At 62.9% G+C, this 16,369-nt stretch carries 12 protein-coding genes and 4 tRNA genes; all 16 read right to left on the bottom strand.

Annotation, left to right across the window (positions count from 1 at the left end; genetic code table 11):
• Positions 1-25: 25 nt before the first annotated feature.
• On the bottom strand, positions 26-646 hold the full coding sequence (locus QTH91_RS10970) for a lema family protein (RefSeq protein WP_286660112.1): 621 nt from the start codon (positions 644-646) through the stop codon (positions 26-28).
• A gap of 156 nt (positions 647-802) precedes the next feature.
• Positions 803-5,053 (bottom strand): DNA-directed RNA polymerase subunit beta', encoded by a 4,251-nt coding sequence (gene rpoC, locus QTH91_RS10965; protein WP_286660111.1) that lies wholly within the window; start codon positions 5,051-5,053, stop codon positions 803-805.
• 20 nt (positions 5,054-5,073) lie between these two features.
• On the bottom strand, positions 5,074-9,198 hold the full coding sequence (gene rpoB, locus QTH91_RS10960) for a DNA-directed RNA polymerase subunit beta (RefSeq protein WP_286660110.1): 4,125 nt from the start codon (positions 9,196-9,198) through the stop codon (positions 5,074-5,076).
• Between the two features lie 246 nt (positions 9,199-9,444).
• Complete coding sequence (rplL, locus tag QTH91_RS10955; protein ID WP_286660109.1) at positions 9,445-9,819, bottom strand: 50S ribosomal protein L7/L12; 375 nt, start codon at positions 9,817-9,819, stop codon at positions 9,445-9,447.
• 51 nt (positions 9,820-9,870) lie between these two features.
• A complete protein-coding gene (gene rplJ / locus QTH91_RS10950; protein WP_286660108.1) occupies positions 9,871-10,404 on the bottom strand; it encodes a 50S ribosomal protein L10 in 534 nt (177 codons plus the stop codon).
• A 271-nt stretch (positions 10,405-10,675) separates the two neighbouring features.
• Complete coding sequence (gene rplA, locus QTH91_RS10945) at positions 10,676-11,374, bottom strand: 50S ribosomal protein L1 (RefSeq protein WP_286660107.1); 699 nt, start codon at positions 11,372-11,374, stop codon at positions 10,676-10,678.
• A 3-nt stretch (positions 11,375-11,377) separates the two neighbouring features.
• Positions 11,378-11,809, bottom strand: coding sequence for a 50S ribosomal protein L11 (gene rplK / locus QTH91_RS10940; RefSeq protein ID WP_286660106.1), 432 nt, complete (start codon positions 11,807-11,809; stop codon positions 11,378-11,380).
• Positions 11,810-11,939: 130 nt separating this feature from the next.
• Positions 11,940-12,524, bottom strand: coding sequence for a transcription termination/antitermination protein NusG (nusG, locus tag QTH91_RS10935; RefSeq protein ID WP_286660105.1), 585 nt, complete (start codon positions 12,522-12,524; stop codon positions 11,940-11,942).
• On the bottom strand, positions 12,524-12,907 hold the full coding sequence (secE, locus tag QTH91_RS10930; RefSeq protein ID WP_286660638.1) for a preprotein translocase subunit SecE: 384 nt from the start codon (positions 12,905-12,907) through the stop codon (positions 12,524-12,526). Before secE ends, nusG begins: the two co-directional genes overlap by 1 nt.
• Before the next feature lie 105 nt (positions 12,908-13,012).
• A tRNA-Trp gene (locus QTH91_RS10925) sits at positions 13,013-13,088 on the bottom strand.
• Positions 13,089-13,097: 9 nt separating this feature from the next.
• The gene (gene tuf, locus QTH91_RS10920) at positions 13,098-14,291 is read right to left on the bottom strand and encodes an elongation factor Tu (RefSeq protein ID WP_286660104.1); all 1,194 of its coding nucleotides are present in this window, start codon (positions 14,289-14,291) and stop codon (positions 13,098-13,100) included.
• A gap of 75 nt (positions 14,292-14,366) precedes the next feature.
• Positions 14,367-14,441 (bottom strand) — tRNA-Thr (locus tag QTH91_RS10915).
• Positions 14,442-14,501: 60 nt separating this feature from the next.
• A tRNA-Gly gene (locus QTH91_RS10910) sits at positions 14,502-14,575 on the bottom strand.
• Positions 14,576-14,627: 52 nt separating this feature from the next.
• Positions 14,628-14,713, bottom strand: a tRNA-Tyr gene (locus QTH91_RS10905).
• Between the two features lie 85 nt (positions 14,714-14,798).
• Positions 14,799-15,572: a uracil-DNA glycosylase gene (locus QTH91_RS10900; RefSeq protein ID WP_286660103.1), complete on the bottom strand. Its 774-nt coding sequence runs from the start codon at positions 15,570-15,572 to the stop codon at positions 14,799-14,801.
• Positions 15,569-16,369: an indole-3-glycerol phosphate synthase TrpC gene (gene trpC, locus QTH91_RS10895; protein ID WP_286660102.1), complete on the bottom strand. Its 801-nt coding sequence runs from the start codon at positions 16,367-16,369 to the stop codon at positions 15,569-15,571. Before trpC ends, QTH91_RS10900 begins: the two co-directional genes overlap by 4 nt.

The raw sequence follows: 16,369 nt of genomic DNA, 5'->3' as shown, positions 1-16,369 counted from the left end.
GCGCGGCCCGCACCGGACCGGTCGACTACAGAAGCGGCGCGGCTCGATGGAGGCGGAAGGCCCAGGCGATCAGCATCGCCGGAAACTGCGAGATGGCACGGTTGTAGCGCGATACCGCCAGATTGAACTGGGCGCGGGCGATTTCCGCGGCAGCGGACGGCTCGGGCCAAGCCAGCGGCGGCGAGGTCGCGCTGAACTCGAGCGGGTCGCCGGGCAATGTTCCAACCTCGCGAACCGACGAGGCCAGGGACGCGGGCCGCGAGAGCGTGCCTTCCGCATCGAAGCTCACCGCCTCGCCCGGAAAGATTCTCTCCCACGCGTCGAGCAGGACCGTCAGCGCGGTGCCAAGTGCCTCGACGCCATTGGGCTCCAGCGGCTTCTGACGCGCCGCGGACATCATGGCGGAGGTCTGTGCGGCGGCGGCCACGAGTGCGCTCCCCGCATCCAGGTTCGCGTCGTCGGCCACGCGCGAGCGCGCATAGTCGACCTGGCGAGCCAGCGCCGCATCGAGTGCCCCGTAGGCCACCAACGCGGCAGAACGCAGACGCACCAATCGGTTGTGCGCGCCCACGAACCAGAAAATCAGGACGGCGCCGGCCAGCCACCAGCCGAAAGACGCCGGAATCAACTCACGCAAATCCGACATGCCATGGCCTTCTGGCTTTGGCGGCCTCGTCGCCAGACAGGCGAGCGGGCCGGACGCGCATGAAAAACGCCCCCCGGCCTCGGTGGGCAGGGGGGCGTCGGGTGCCGGCCAGAAGCGCGGTCATCGAACGAAGGGGGCGCTTTTCAGCACGCTGCCTTATTCGCTGGCTGCGCCTTCGCTGGCAGCGTCCACGGTGACGTCGCTCGCTTCGGCTTCAGCGCTGGCAGCTTGCGATGCGTCCAGTTCCGCCGCCTCGGCTTCCGCAATGGCGCGGCGCTCGGCTTCGTCCATGGCGTCCTTGGCCTTGCGTGCCTGGTGGTACGCCATGCCGGTGCCTGCGGGAATCAGGCGGCCGACGATGACGTTTTCCTTCAGGCCACGCAGTTCGTCGCGCTTGCCCATGATGGCGGCTTCGGTCAGCACGCGCGTGGTCTCCTGGAAGGAGGCGGCACTGATGAAGCTGTCGGTGGACAGCGAAGCCTTCGTGATGCCCAGCAGCAGGTTGGTGTACGTCGCGGGGATCTTGCCATCGGTGCGCAGCGCATCGTTGGTGTTGAGCATTTCCGAACGCTCGACCTGCTCACCCACGATGTAGCTGGAGTCACCCGTGCTTTCGACCACGACGCGGCGCAGCATCTGGCGAACGATCACCTCGATGTGCTTGTCGTTGATCTTCACGCCTTGCAAGCGATACACGTCCTGCACTTCGTCCACGATGTAGCGCGCCAGTTCTTCCGAGCCCAGCAGGCGCAGGATGTCCTGCGGGTCGGCCGGGCCGTCCACCACCACTTCGCCCTTGTTGACCACCTGGCCTTCGTGCACCAGGATGTTCTTTTCCTTCGGCACGAGTTCTTCCCAGACCTTGCCTTCGGGGTCGGTGATCTGCAGGCGGATCTTGCCCTTGGTCTCCTTGCCGAAGGAAATGGTGCCGGTCATTTCGGCCAGCAGGCCCTTGTCCTTGGGCGAGCGAGCCTCGAAGAGCTCGGCCACGCGCGGCAGACCGCCGGTGATGTCGCGGGTCTTCTGACCTTCGACCGGAATGCGGGCAAGCACTTCGCCGGGGCCCACGTCCTGGCCGTCGCGCACCTGGATCAGGGCGCCGATCGGGAAGCCGATGGTCACCGAGTGATCGGTGCCCGGGATCTTCACTTCGCTGCCCGAGGCGTCCACCAGCTTGACCTGCGGACGCACGACCTTGGCGGCGCCGCGGCGCTTCGGATCGATCACGACCAGCGTGGACAGGCCGGTGACTTCGTCCACCTGCTTGGCCACGGTCAGGCCTTCCTCGACGTTCTCGAACTTCACCGAACCGGCGAACTCCGTGATGATCGGGCGGGTCAGCGGGTCCCAGGTGGCCAGGATCAGGCCAGCCTTGATCTGCTGGTCGGCCTTCACCGACAGCACCGCGCCGTACGGCACCTTGTGACGCTCGCGCTCACGGCCGTGCTCGTCGTGGATGATCACTTCGCCGGAACGCGCGATCACCACCAGCTCGCCCTTGGAGTTGGTCACGTAGCGCATCGTGGCGTTGAAGCCGATCACGCCGTTGCTCTTGGCTTCCACGCTCGATGCGATGGCGGCACGCGAAGCGGCACCACCGATGTGGAAGGTACGCATCGTCAGCTGCGTGCCCGGTTCGCCGATCGACTGGGCAGCGATCACACCGACGGCTTCGCCGATGTTGATCAGGCCACCGCGGCCGAGATCGCGGCCATAGCACTTGGCGCAAATGCCGAAACGGGTTTCGCAGGTCAGCGCCGTGCGCACGCGCACCTCGTCGACGCCGGCGGCTTCCAGTTCTTCGATGTTGTCTTCGTCGAACATCTCAGCGGCCGGGACCAGCACTGCGCGGGTCTCGGGGTGAAGCACGTCGTCCGCGGCGCTGCGGCCGAGGATACGGTCGCGCAGCGATTCGATGACTTCACCGCCCTCGACGATGGCGCGCATCGTCGAGCCGTTGCTGGTGCCGCAATCCTGCTCCGTCACCACCAGATCCTGGGTCACGTCGACCAGGCGGCGCGTCAGGTAACCGGAGTTGGCGGTCTTCAGTGCCGTGTCGGCCAGGCCCTTACGGGCACCGTGCGTGGAGATGAAGTACTCCAACACGTTCAGGCCTTCACGGAAGTTCGCGGTGATGGGCGTTTCGATGATCGAGCCGTCCGGCTTGGCCATCAGGCCGCGCATGCCGGCCACCTGGCGGATCTGTGCGGCGGAGCCACGGGCACCGGAGTCGGCCATCATGTAGATGGAGTTGAAGGACTCCTGGTCCACTTCCTTGCCGTTGCGATCGGTGACCTTCTGCTTGGACAGCTTGGCCATCATCACCTTGGACACGGCGTCGCCGGCCTTGCCCCAGATGTCCACGACCTTGTTGTAGCGCTCGCCCGCCGTGACCAGACCGGACACGTACTGCTGCTCGATCTCCTTCACTTCCTTGGAAGCGGTCTCGATGATGTCGTGTTTCTCCGAAGGCACGAGCATGTCATCGATGGCGATCGAGATGCCAGCCTTGGTCGCCAGGCGGAAGCCGTTTTGCAGCAGCTTGTCGGCGAAGACCACGGTCTCCTTCAGGCCGCACTTGCGGAACGAGGCGTTGATGAGCTTGGAGATCTCCTTCTTCTTCAGCGCCTTGTTGATGTTCGAGAAGGCCAGGCCCTTGGGCAGGATCTCGGACAGCAGTGCGCGGCCGACGGTGGTATCGACCAGCGAAGTCGACGGCACGAACTCGCCCGTCTCCTTGTTCTTGTTCCACTCGGTGATGCGAACGCTGACCTTGGTGGTCAGTTCGACCACGTTGGCGTCCAGGGCGCGCTGCACTTCGCCGATGTCCGAGAACACCAAGCCTTCACCCTTGCCGTTGATGCGGTCGCGGGTGGTGTAGTACAGGCCCAGCACCACGTCTTGCGACGGCACGATCGAGGGCTCGCCCGAAGCCGGGAACAGCACGTTGTTGGAGGCCAGCATCAGCGTGCGGGCTTCCATCTGCGCTTCCACCGACAGCGGCACGTGAACGGCCATCTGGTCACCGTCGAAGTCGGCGTTGAATGCCGCGCAGACGAGCGGGTGCAGTTGGATGGCCTTGCCCTCGATCAGGATCGGCTCGAAGGCCTGGATGCCCAAGCGGTGCAGCGTGGGGGCGCGGTTCAGCAGAACCGGGTGCTCCTTGATCACCTCTTCCAGGATGTCCCAGACCACCGGCGTGCCGCTTTCGACTTCCTTCTTCGCCGCCTTGATGGTGGTGGCGATGCCCATGGCTTCGAGGCGCGAGAAGATAAAAGGCTTGAACAGCTCGAGCGCCATCAGCTTCGGCAGGCCGCACTGGTGCAGCTTGAGCGTCGGACCAACCACGATGACCGAACGGCCCGAGTAGTCGACACGCTTGCCCAGCAGGTTCTGGCGGAAGCGACCGCTCTTGCCCTTGATCATGTCGGCCAGCGACTTGAGGGCGCGCTTGTTCGCACCCGTCATCGCCTTGCCGCGACGGCCGTTGTCCAGCAGCGAATCGACCGCCTCTTGCAGCATCCGCTTTTCGTTGCGGGCGATGATCTCGGGCGCCTTCAGCTCGAGCAGGCGGCGCAGGCGGCTGTTGCGGTTGATGACCCGGCGATACAGGTCGTTCAGGTCGGAGGTCGCGAAGCGGCCCCCGTCCAGCGGCACCAGCGGACGCAGGTCCGGCGGCAGCACAGGCAGAACGTCCAGCACCATCCACTCGGGCTTGATGCCCGACTTGCGGAAGGCTTCCAGCACCTTCAGGCGCTTGGAGTTCTTCTTGACCTTGACTTCGGAGCCGGTGAGGTCGCCGCGCAGCTTCTCGATCTCGACGTCGAGTTCGATGCCCTGCAGCAGATCCTTGATGCCCTCGGCGCCCATCTTGGCGACGAACTCGTCACCGTATTCCTTGCGCTTGTTGTCGTAGTCGTCCTCGCTCATGATGCTGAACTTCTTCAGCGGGGTCATGCCGGGGTCGGTGACGACATAGGCTTCGAAGTACAGCACGCGTTCGATGTCGCGCAGGGTCATGTCGAGCACGAGGCCCAGACGCGACGGCAGCGACTTCAGGAACCAGATATGGGCGCAGGGCGCGGCCAGGTCGATGTGACCCATGCGCTCGCGACGCACCTTGGTCTGCGTGACTTCAACGCCGCACTTCTCGCAGATCACGCCGCGATGCTTCAGGCGCTTGTACTTGCCGCACAGGCACTCGTAGTCCTTGATGGGCCCGAAGATCTTGGCGCAGAAGAGGCCGTCCCGCTCGGGCTTGAAGGTGCGGTAGTTGATCGTCTCGGGCTTCTTCACTTCGCCGAAAGACCACGAACGGATCTTTTCGGGCGAGGCCAGGCCGATCTTGATGGCATCGAAATGCTCATCCGGGGTGAACTGCTTGAACAGGTCGAGTAGCGATTTCATATGACTCTATCCCCCAAGAATTAAGAACGCTCGAGCTCGATGTCGAGGCCCAGCGAACGGATTTCCTTGACCAGCACGTTGAACGACTCCGGCATGCCGGCTTCGATGGCGTGCTCGCCCTTGACGATGTTCTCGTAGACCTTGGTACGGCCTTGAACGTCGTCGGACTTGACGGTGAGCATTTCCTGCAGGACGTAGGAAGCGCCATACGCTTCGAGCGCCCACACTTCCATTTCACCGAAGCGCTGTCCGCCGAACTGGGCCTTGCCGCCCAGCGGTTGCTGCGTGACCAGCGAGTACGGACCAGTCGAGCGGGCGTGCATCTTGTCGTCCACCAGGTGGTGAAGCTTCAGGAAGTGCATGTAGCCGACAGTCACCGGACGCTCGAACTGCTCGCCGGTACGACCGTCGAACAGGTGAGCCTGCGTGCGGGTCTCGGTCAGGCCCTTGAGCTTGGCCAGGTTGTCCGGGTAGGCGAGCTTGAGCATGCCGCGGATCTCTTCTTCAGACGCGCCGTCGAACACCGGCGTGGCGAACGGCACGCCGCTGGCCAGGCTGTGGGCCATCTCGACCACTTCTGCATCGCTGAACTGCTCGAGCTGCTCCTTGCGGCCCGAGCCGTTGTAGAGCTCGTCGAAGAACTTGCGCAGCTCGGCCACCTGGGCCTGCTCCTGCAGCATGTCGCCGATGCGCTGGCCGATGCCCTTCGCAGCCCAGCCAAGGTGCACTTCGAGCACCTGACCCACGTTCATCCGCGAGGGCACGCCCAGCGGATTCAGGCAGATGTCGCACGGCGTGCCGTCGGCCATGTGGGGCATGTCTTCGACCGGAACGATCTTGGAGACCACGCCCTTGTTGCCATGACGGCCGGCCATTTTGTCGCCAGGCTGCAGGCGGCGCTTGACAGCCAGGTAGACCTTGACCATCTTGAGCACGCCCGCGGGCAGCTCGTCGCCTTGCGTCAACTTCTTGCGCTTCTCTTCGAAAGCCAGGTCGAAGCTGTGGCGCGTCTGCTCCAGCGAGTTCTTGATCGACTCCAACTGCATGGCGATGTCGTCATCGGCCGGGCGGATGTCGAACCAGTGGAACTTCTCGATCGAGGCCAGGTAGGCCTTGTCGAGCTTGCTGCCCTTGGCCAGCTTGTTCGGGCCGCCGTTGGCGACCTTGCCCACCAGCAGCTTCTCGATACGGTCGAACGCGTCGGCCTCGACGATGCGAAGCTGGTCGTTCAGGTCCAGGCGGAAGCGCTTGAGTTCATCGTCGATGATCTGCTGGGCGCGCTTGTCGCGCTGGATGCCTTCGCGGGTGAACACCTGCACGTCGATGACGGTGCCGGAGCTGCCCTGGTCCACGCGCAGCGAGGTGTCCTTCACGTCGGACGCCTTCTCGCCGAAGATCGCACGCAGCAGCTTTTCTTCCGGCGTCAGCGTGGTCTCGCCCTTCGGCGTGACCTTGCCCACCAGCACGTCGCCCGGCTGGACCTCGGCACCCACGTAGATGATCCCGGATTCGTCCAGGCGGTTGAGCTGCTGCTCGGCCAGGTTCGGGATGTCGCGGGTGATTTCTTCGGCGCCCAGCTTGGTGTCGCGCGCCATCACCACCAGCTCTTCGATGTGAATGCTGGTGTAGCGGTCTTCGGCCACCACGCGCTCGCTGATCAGGATCGAGTCCTCGAAGTTGTAGCCGTTCCACGGCATGAACGCGATCAGCATGTTCTGGCCAAGCGCCAGTTCACCCAGATCGGTCGATGCGCCGTCGGCCACCACGTCACCCTTGGCGATCTTGTCGCCGCGCTTGACGATCGGACGCTGGTGGATGTTGGTGTTCTGGTTCGAACGCTGGTACTTGATCAGGTTGTAGATGTCCACGCCGACTTCGCCGGCTTGCGCTTCGGCGTCGTTGACGCGCACCACGATGCGGGTCGCGTCGACATAGTCGACCACGCCGCCGCGCATGGCGGTGACCACCGTGCCGGAGTCGACAGCCGAGACGCGCTCGATGCCGGTACCCACGAACGGCTTTTCCGGGCGCAGCACAGGCACGGCCTGACGCTGCATGTTGGCGCCCATCAATGCGCGGTTGGCGTCGTCGTGCTCAAGGAACGGAACGAGCGAAGCAGCGACCGACACGATCTGTGCGGGCGACACGTCCATGTACTGGATGCGCTCGGCGCCGACCAGGATCGACTCGCCCTTTTCGCGCGCCGACACGAGGTCGCCGGTCAGGCGGCCGTCGGCGTCCAGCGCAGCGTTGGCCTGGGCGATGACGTACTTGCCTTCCTCGATGGCCGAGAGGTAGTCGATCTCGGTGGTCACCTTGCCGTCGGCCACGCGACGATAGGGCGTCTCGATGAAGCCGAACTCGTTCAGCCGCGCATACAGTGCCAGCGAGTTGATCAGACCGATGTTCGGGCCTTCCGGCGTTTCGATCGGGCAGACGCGGCCATAGTGGGTGACGTGCACGTCGCGCACTTCGAAGCCGGCACGCTCGCGCGTCAGACCACCCGGGCCAAGGGCCGACACGCGGCGCTTGTGGGTGATCTCGGACAGCGGGTTGGTCTGGTCCATGAACTGCGACAACTGCGAGGCACCGAAGAATTCCTTCAGTGCAGCCGAAATCGGCTTGCTGTTGATCAGGTCATGCGGCATGAGCGGTTCTTGCTCGGCCTGGCCCAGACGCTCCTTGACGGCCTTCTCGATACGCGCCAGACCGGTGCGGTACTGGTTCTCGGCCAGTTCACCCACGCAACGCACGCGACGGTTGCCCAGGTGGTCGATGTCGTCGACTTCGCCATTGCCGTTGCGCAGATCCACCAGGATCTTCACGACCGCGAGGATGTCCTCGTTGGTCAGGACCATCGGACCGGTCGATTCATCACGCCCCACGCGGGCGTTGAACTTCATGCGACCGACGCGCGACAGATCGTAGGTATCGGGGTTGTAGAACAAGCGCTGGAACAAGGCTTGAACCGCGTCTTCGGTCGGCGGCTCGCCGGGGCGCATCATGCGGTAGATGGCGACGCGGGCAGCGAACTCGTCCACCGTCTCGTCCGTACGCAGGGTTTGAGAGATGTACGCGCCCTGGTCCAACTCGTTGGTGTAGATGCACTGGATGTCCAGCACACCTGCCGCGCGCAGCTTCTTGAGCAGCGCCTCGGTCAGTTCGTCGTTGGCCTTGGCCAGGATCTCGCCGGAATCGGGATCGACGATGTTGCGGGCCAGCACGCGGCCGACCAGGAAATCTTCGGGCACGCTGATGTGCGTGGTGCCCGACTGTTCGAGCTCACGCGTATGGCGCGCCGTAACGCGCTTGTCCTTAGCCACGACGACCTTGCCCGACTTGTCGGTCACGTCGAAACGTGCCACTTCGCCGCGCAGGCGATCGGAGACCAGCTCCATCTGCGCGCCACTGTCCATCAGGCGGAAGTTGTCGTTGACGAAGAAGTTGGCCAGGATCGATTCCGGCGTCAGGCCGATGGCCTTGAGCAGGATGGTGACCGGCATCTTGCGGCGGCGATCGACGCGGAAGTACAGCATGTCCTTCGGGTCGAACTCGAAGTCCAGCCAAGAACCGCGGTAGGGAATCACACGCGCCGAGAACAACAGCTTGCCCGAGCTGTGGGTCTTGCCCTTGTCGTGCTCGAAAAACACGCCGGGAGAGCGGTGCAACTGCGAGACGATCACACGCTCGGTGCCGTTGATGATGAACGAACCCTTATCGGTCATGAGCGGCACTTCGCCCATGTAGACCTCTTGTTCCTTCACTTCCTTGACGACCTTCGACTGAGAAGTCGACGACTCGCGGTCATAGATGATCAACTGAACCTTGGCACGGACAGCCGAGGAAAAGGTCAGACCACGGGTCTGGCATTCGCGTACATCGAAGGCCGGTTTGGCCAGGTTGTACTCGAGGAACTTCATTTCCACGAAGCCGTTGTGCGAAACGATCGGGAAGGCGGAGTTGAACGCGGCTTGCAGGCCATCGAGCGAACGCTTCTGCGGCGCGACGCCGGCTTGCAGGAAAGCGGTGTACGCATCCTTCTGCATCTGAAGCAGGTAAGGAATCTCGACAACACTGTCGCGGCTGCCGAAACTTTTTCGGATGCGCTTGCGTTCGGTATAACTGTACGTGGACGATTGGGCCATGAGAGCTCCGGACATGAGGTCTTGCGCGACTTGTCTCAGCGCTTGCGCGCCGCTTGGCGGCTGGCCACTACCAGCCGATGGCGGACGATGGCGCGTTGCACGCCACCCGAACCAAGGGGTCTTCTGCAGTCGGGGTCAGAAGACACTCAAAAATAGCCCGAGTCCCGGGCGATTTTTGGGTGCGCTCTGAAAGCGGCAAAGGCTGGAGGGCCTTTCCAAGCCCTCCAGCCCCATGCAGGGAACGAATTACTTCAGTTCGACCTTTGCGCCGGCGTCTTCCAGCTTCTTCTTGGCAGCTTCAGCGTCAGCCTTCGACAGGCCTTCCTTGACGGCCTTCGGAGCGGCTTCGACCAGGTCCTTGGCTTCCTTGAGGCCCAGGCCGGTGATTTCACGCACGGCCTTGATGGCGCCGACCTTGTTCGAGCCAGCGTCGGTCAGAACGACGTTGAACTCGGTCTTCTCTTCAGCAGCCGGAGCAGCAGCACCGCCACCAGCGGCGGGAGCAGCCATCGCGGCGGCGCTCACGCCGAACTTCTCTTCGATGGCCTTGACCAGGTCGTTGAGTTCCATGACCGACATGCTGTCCAGTGCGGTCAAAAATGCGTCTTTATCGAATGCCATTTTGGTTTCCTAACAATTGGGTTGAATTTCTCGAACGCAAGGCTTGGCCGATCAGGCCGCCTGCGCTTCCGCCGGTGCTTCGGCAGGTGCGGCTTCGCCACCGCCACGCTTCTCGGCGAGCGCGGCCAGAACACGGGCCGTGCGCGAGATCGGGGATTGCATCAAGCCCAGCAGCTGGGCCAACAGCACTTCCTTCGTAGGGATGCTGGCCAGTTGCTTAACGCCGTCGACGTCCAGGGCCTTGCCACCGTAGGCGCCACCGCGGATGACCAGCTTGTCGTTGGTCTTCGCGAAATCGGCCACCACCTTAGCGGCAGCCACAGCGTCTTCAGAGAAGCCATAGATCAGCGGACCGGTCATCTGGTCACCGACAACTTCGAATGCGCTTCCAGCCACGGCACGGCGGGCAAGGGTGTTCTTCAGAACACTCAGGCTCACACCCTGCTCGCGGGCTTGGATACGCAGACGGGTCATGTCGGCCACCGTGATGCCACGGTACTCCGCAATCACGAGCGTTTGAGCTTTTGCGGCGAGGCCGGTCACTTCTGCGATGACCGCTTCCTTCTCACTGCGATTCAGACTCAAGGTCTACTCCTTTCAATGCGCTCTTGAGGCCCAAGGGCTTTGGGAGCGCGCTTCATGCAGCGACCAACTGTTCGGATTCGATAAAGATCAATTCCTTGCAGCGGGATCGCCATCTGCGCTGGCTGTCGGGCGACGAGGGCCGCGTCGACGATTAAGCGCAGCGGACTGCGCACCAGCGGTCTTGGATGGCCCGTCGCATTCGATTGCCTGCGACGGCCCACCACATCACCGCACCATTTCTTGTCAGAAGCGGCGCGGCGCATTCTTTACATCAGGACTGCGCGATGGACTGGGTGTCGACGCGAACGCCCAAACCCATGGTCGACGACACTGCGACCTTGCGCAGGTAAACACCCTTGCTCGATGCGGGCTTCGCCTTGACCAACGCGTCGATCAGGGCAGCCAGGTTGCCACGCAGCTTCTCGTCGTCGAACGAGCGACGGCCGATCGTGCCGTGGATGATGCCGGCCTTGTCAACACGGAACTGGACCTGGCCAGCCTTCGCATTCTTCACGGCGGTCGCGACGTCCGGCGTCACGGTGCCGACCTTGGGGTTCGGCATCAGGCCACGCGGACCGAGGATCTGACCCAACGTACCCACGACGCGCATCGCGTCCGGAGCGGCAATCACGACGTCGAAAGGCATGTCGCCAGCCTTGACCATGGCAGCCAGGTCATCCATGCCAACGATGTCTGCGCCAGCCGCCTTGGCTTCGTCTGCCTTGGCGCCCTGAGCGAAAACGGCCACGCGCTTGGTCTTGCCAGTGCCGTTGGGCATCACGACAGCGCCGCGAACCACTTGGTCCGACTTCTTGGCATCGATGCCGAGCTGCACTGCAACGTCGATCGACTCGTCGAACTTGGCGGTAGCCGCCTCTTTGACCAGCGCCAGGGCGTCAGCCAGGGGATACAGCTTGGTCGTGTCGACCTTGCCTTCGAGCGCCTTTTGCTTCTTGGTGATCTTGGCCATGTCTTACACCCCTTCCACGGTCACGCCCATCGAGCGGGCGGAGCCGGCGATGGTGCGAACGGCGGCGTCCAGATCGGCAGCCGTCAGGTCCTTCATCTTGGTCTTGGCGATTTCCTCGAGCTGAGCGCGAGTGATCTTGCCGACCTTGTCGGTATGCGGCTTGGCAGAGCCCTTGTCGAGCTTGATGGCCTTCTTGATCAACGTGATCGCCGGAGGCGTCTTGATGATGAAGGTGAAGCTCTTGTCCGCGAACGCGGTGATCACCACCGGCAGCGGCAGACCCGGCTCGACGCCCTGGGTCTGGGCGTTGAACGCCTTGCAGAACTCCATGATGTTGAGACCGCGTTGACCCAGTGCCGGGCCGATCGGCGGCGACGGATTGGCTTTACCAGCTGGCACTTGCAGCTTGATGAAGCCGACGATTTTCTTCGCCATGCTTTAGTACTCCTTGCGGGTGATAGCGCCACGGTCTTGGCCGCGGCTCCCCGGGGTTAAGGCTCTGATTGACGAGCTTCGCACCGAGCCGAGATGTGCGAAGCCCCAGTTATTTGCGAGAGGCGAGCGCTCAGGTCTTCTCGACCTGCGCAAACTCCAACTCCACCGGCGTGGCTCGACCAAAAATCATGACCGACACCCGCACCTTGTTCTTTTCGTAGTTGACTTCTTCAACCGTGCCATTGAAGTCGGTGAACGGACCTTCCTTGACACGAACGAACTCGCCCACCATGAACTCGACCTTGTGGCGAGGCTTCTCGGTGCCCTGTTGCATCTGGCTGACGATGTCTTCGACTTCCTTCTGCGAAATGGGAGCGGGCCGATTCTTCGCACCGCCAACAAAGCCAGTCACCTTGTTGGTGTGCTTGACCAGATGCCAGGACTCGTCATCCATGATCATCTCAACCAGGACATAACCCGGGAAAAAGCGACGTTCGGTGGTGCGCTTCTGCCCGTTCTTCACCTCGACCACCTCTTCGGTGGGAACCAGGATGCGGCCGAACTTGTCCTGCATGCCGGCGCGGTTGATGCGCTCGAGAATGTTGCGCTCGACCGCTTTTTCCATGCCGGAGTAGGCATGCACCACATACCAGCGGAAATCCGGGTTCGTGGGCGGCGCCAGGACAGGCGACACACTCTCGACGGCTTCAGTCATTACTTTCTCCAGCCCAGGATGAGATCAAAGAACACCCATTCCAAGGTCTTGTCGGTCACCCACAGGAAAATCGACATGAGCAGCACGAAGGCAAACACATAGGCCGTCATCTGCATCGCCTCTTTGCGAGCAGGCCACACGACCTTCTTGACCTCGCGCCAAGAATCGCGGCCAAACGCCCACAACTGCCGCCCATGCTCGGACGTGGCAAAAGCACCCACTGCAGCAGCCAAGCCAACCAGCAAGGCCGCCCACTGCACCAATGCGCCCTGGCGCGTCAACAGATAGAACGCCACGATAGCGCCCACCGCCAATACGACGGCCACAGCCAACTTGGCCTTGTCGGCCGTCGTCGTGACGGTTTCGATTTGAGTAGTGGCCATCTTGGGCAAATATCCAACAGCCTTTCGGCCAACATGCAATGCTCGTGCGCAAGACGCGCAAGCCCGTCACGCGGGACGGGCTCTTTTTGGGGCCACCGCTTCAGGTGGCAGGGGCAGTAGGAATCGAACCTACAACCTTCGGTTTTGGAGACCGACGCTCTGCCAATTGAGCTATACCCCTACGAACTCTTTAGACGTCCAGGATCTTGGCCACGACGCCCGAACCCACGGTGCGGCCGCCTTCGCGGATGGCGAAGCGCAGACCCTCTTCCATGGCGATCGGAGCGATCAGCTTGACGGTGATCGACACGTTGTCGCCAGGCATCACCATTTCCTTGTCCTTGGGCAGCTCGATCGAGCCCGTGACGTCGGTGGTGCGGAAGTAGAACTGCGGACGATAGTTGTTGAAGAACGGCGTGTGACGGCCACCTTCGTCCTTGGACAGCACATACACCTCAGCGGTGAAGTGCGTGTGCGGCTTGATCGAACCGGGCTTGCACAGCACTTGGCCGCGCTCGACTTCTTCACGCTTGGTGCCGCGCAGCAGCACGCCAACGTTGTCGCCAGCCTGGCCTTGATCCAGCAGCTTGCGGAACATTTCCACGCCGGTGCAGGTGGTCTTGAGCGTGGGCTTCAGACCCACGATCTCGATTTCGTCGCCCACCTTGATGATGCCGCGCTCGACAGCGCCAGTCACCACCGTGCCACGGCCAGAGATCGAGAAGACGTCTTCCACAGGCATCAGGAAGGCGCCGTCCACCGCGCGGTCAGGCGTGGGGATGTAGCTGTCCAGCGCTTCGGCCAGCTTCATGATGGCCTCTTCGCCCAGCTTGCCCTTGTCGCCTTCCAGGGCGAGCTTGGCCGAGCCATGGATGATCGGAGTGGCATCGCCAGGGAACTCGTACTTGTCGAGCAGTTCGCGAACTTCCATCTCGACCAGCTCGAGCAATTCGGCGTCGTCCACCATGTCGCACTTGTTCAGGAAGACGATGATGTAGCCCACGCCCACCTGGCGAGCCAGCAGGATGTGCTCACGCGTCTGGGGCATCGGGCCGTCGGCGGCCGAGCACACCAGAATGGCGCCGTCCATCTGGGCGGCGCCGGTAATCATGTTCTTGACGTAGTCAGCGTGGCCGGGGCAATCAACGTGCGCGTAGTGGCGGTTGGCCGTCTCGTACTCGACGTGCGCGGTGTTGATGGTGATGCCGCGCGCCTTCTCTTCGGGCGCCGCGTCGATTTCGTCGTACTTCTTGGCCATGCCACCGAACTTGGACGACAGCACCGTGGCGATCGCCGCCGTCAGCGTGGTCTTGCCGTGGTCAACGTGACCGATCGTGCCCACGTTCACGTGCGGCTTGGTGCGCTGGAACTTGTCTTTTGCCATGTCATCGACTCCGAAAACTGATCAGTACAACCACAGGTGCGCGGAGCGCGGCACCCCGGCCTCAACACAAAAAGGTGGTGCCCATGGCGGGAATCGGACCCGCGACCTCTCCCTTACCAAGGGAGTGCTCTACCACTGAGCCACATGGGCAAATTTCCAGACAAGTGCCTCGTTTTGCTATCGAGCGCTCCGCGCAGTGAACCAGACCCGTGGAGCGGGAGACGGGAATCGAACCCGCGTCATCAGCTTGGAAGGCTGGGGTTCTACCATTGAACTACTCCCGCCTTGCTCGCGCAAAAACTTGGCAATTGCCTCAAACCATTCAAATCGCATCGCTGGTGGAGAGGGCTGGATTCGAACCAGCGTAGGTATAAACCGGCAGATTTACAGTCTGCTGCCATTAACCACTCGGCCACCTCTCCGGCGAACCTCGAAATATAGCACGGTTTAAGTGCACATTCCAGCCCGACGCCACAAAAACTCGTGGCGGCTGGGCCGGCGCAGATTCTACCCGGGCTTGGGGCCCTCCTCGGTCGACAGGCGCTCATCGTTTCGTTCAAGGGCATCCGGGCCGGAATGCCGCAGTCGGTGTTCCCGCGCCAGCCCGAAATGTCCGCAGCCGATGAACGGTAGGGGCGGCCGGAGAGCAGAAAGGGGCGAAGGATGGTTGGCCACCAGAACTTGGTGGCGTCCGGCGTCGATCAGAGCGCGTTTGCCCTGCGCGTGCGAGCCCCAGAGCATGAAGACCACGGGTTGCGGGCTCTCCGCCACATGGCGGATGACGGCATCGGTGAGGGCCTCCCAGCCCTTGCCGGAATGGCTGGCTGGCCGCCCCTCCTCCACCGTCAGGCAGGTGTTGAGCAGGAGAACGCCGTGCGTCGCCCACTTCACCAGACTGCCGCCGGGGTCGGGAAAAGGCGGCGGCGCCACGCCCAGGTCGCGCTGCAGTTCCTTGAAGATGTTGCGCAGCGAAGGCGGCAAGGCAATACCCGGCGCGACTGAGAACGCCAGACCTTCGGCCTGCCCGCGCCCGTGATACGGGTCCTGACCCAGGATCACGATACGCACCGATTCAGGCGGCGTGAGTTGCAGGGCCCGCAAAGGCTGGGGCGGGAAGATCGTTGCACCTGCTTCAAGTCGCCCTTGGAGAAAGCGAAGCAGGCCCGTCCCGGTTTCGCTGGCGAAGAAAGCATCTACGAGCGGCTGCCACCCGGCCGCCACCGGCCATTGGGTCGGGTCGGCGCTGACGAGTTGAGTGGATGCTGGGGCGCCTGGGCTCATTGGAACAAGCGGGCCAGTGCCTCGCCTGGCTCTTCGGCACGCATGAAGGCCTCGCCCACCAGAAAAGCATGGACGCCGGCGGCGCGCAGGCGGGCCACGTCGTCGCGCGTGGCAATGCCTGACTCGGTGACCAGCAAACGCCCTTCCGGCACCTTGGCCTGCAACGCCAGCGTGGTATCGAGCGAGACCTCGAACGTCCGCAAGTTGCGGTTGTTCACGCCGATGAGCGGCGTCTTGAGGCGCAAAGCGCGATCCATCTCAGCCTCATCGTGAACCTCGACCAGCACGGCCATGCCCAGTTCACTGGCGATGCTCTCGAAATCGCGCATCTGGGCATCGTCCAGGCAGGCGGCAATCAAGAGGATGGCATCGGCACCGATCGCCCGCGCTTCGTAGACCTGGTATGGATCGACCATGAAGTCCTTGCGCAAGACCGGCAGATCGCACGAGGCTCGCGCCTGCTTGAGGAAATCGATGCTTCCCTGGAAGAACTGACGATCGGTCAGCACCGAAAGGCATGCAGCGCTGACCTTCCCGTCGCCTTCGGCATAGCTTTGGGCGATGTCCGCGGGGATGAACTCTTCGCGCAGCACACCCTTGCTCGGGCTGGCCTTCTTCACTTCGGCGATGACGGCTGCTTGGCCGCGCTCGATCTTCCGGCGCAGCGCGCCCACGAAGTCGCGTGTCAGGACCCGGGACTCAGCATCTTGCCGTATGGCAGCCAGCGACGTGCGGCCTTGGGCTGCTTTAACTTCTTCCCGCTTGACTGCGACGATCTTGTCAAGGATGTCTGCCAT

Source organism: Variovorax dokdonensis (assembly GCF_030316895.1).
Classification (GTDB): Bacteria; Pseudomonadota; Gammaproteobacteria; order Burkholderiales; family Burkholderiaceae_C; genus Variovorax; species Variovorax dokdonensis.
This window is presented reverse-complemented; position numbering and strand designations above follow the sequence as displayed.

What these genes read in the sequence shown, in the direction of transcription:
- QTH91_RS10970 (WP_286660112.1), bottom strand. Translation starts at nt 646, where the DNA reads ATGTCGGATTTGCGTGAGTTGATTCCGGCGTCTTTCGGCTGGTGGCTG.
- rpoC (WP_286660111.1), bottom strand. Translation starts at nt 5,053, where the DNA reads ATGAAATCGCTACTCGACCTGTTCAAGCAGTTCACCCCGGATGAGCAT.
- rpoB (WP_286660110.1), bottom strand. Translation starts at nt 9,198, where the DNA reads ATGGCCCAATCGTCCACGTACAGTTATACCGAACGCAAGCGCATCCGA.
- rplL (WP_286660109.1), bottom strand. Translation starts at nt 9,819, where the DNA reads ATGGCATTCGATAAAGACGCATTTTTGACCGCACTGGACAGCATGTCG.
- rplA (WP_286660107.1), bottom strand. Translation starts at nt 11,374, where the DNA reads ATGGCCAAGATCACCAAGAAGCAAAAGGCGCTCGAAGGCAAGGTCGAC.
- rplK (WP_286660106.1), bottom strand. Translation starts at nt 11,809, where the DNA reads ATGGCGAAGAAAATCGTCGGCTTCATCAAGCTGCAAGTGCCAGCTGGT.
- nusG (WP_286660105.1), bottom strand. Translation starts at nt 12,524, where the DNA reads ATGACTGAAGCCGTCGAGAGTGTGTCGCCTGTCCTGGCGCCGCCCACG.
- secE (WP_286660638.1), bottom strand. Translation starts at nt 12,907, where the DNA reads ATGGCCACTACTCAAATCGAAACCGTCACGACGACGGCCGACAAGGCC.
- tuf (WP_286660104.1), bottom strand. Translation starts at nt 14,291, where the DNA reads ATGGCAAAAGACAAGTTCCAGCGCACCAAGCCGCACGTGAACGTGGGC.
- QTH91_RS10900 (WP_286660103.1), bottom strand. Translation starts at nt 15,572, where the DNA reads ATGAGCCCAGGCGCCCCAGCATCCACTCAACTCGTCAGCGCCGACCCG.
- trpC (WP_286660102.1), bottom strand. Translation starts at nt 16,369, where the DNA reads ATGGCAGACATCCTTGACAAGATCGTCGCAGTCAAGCGGGAAGAAGTT.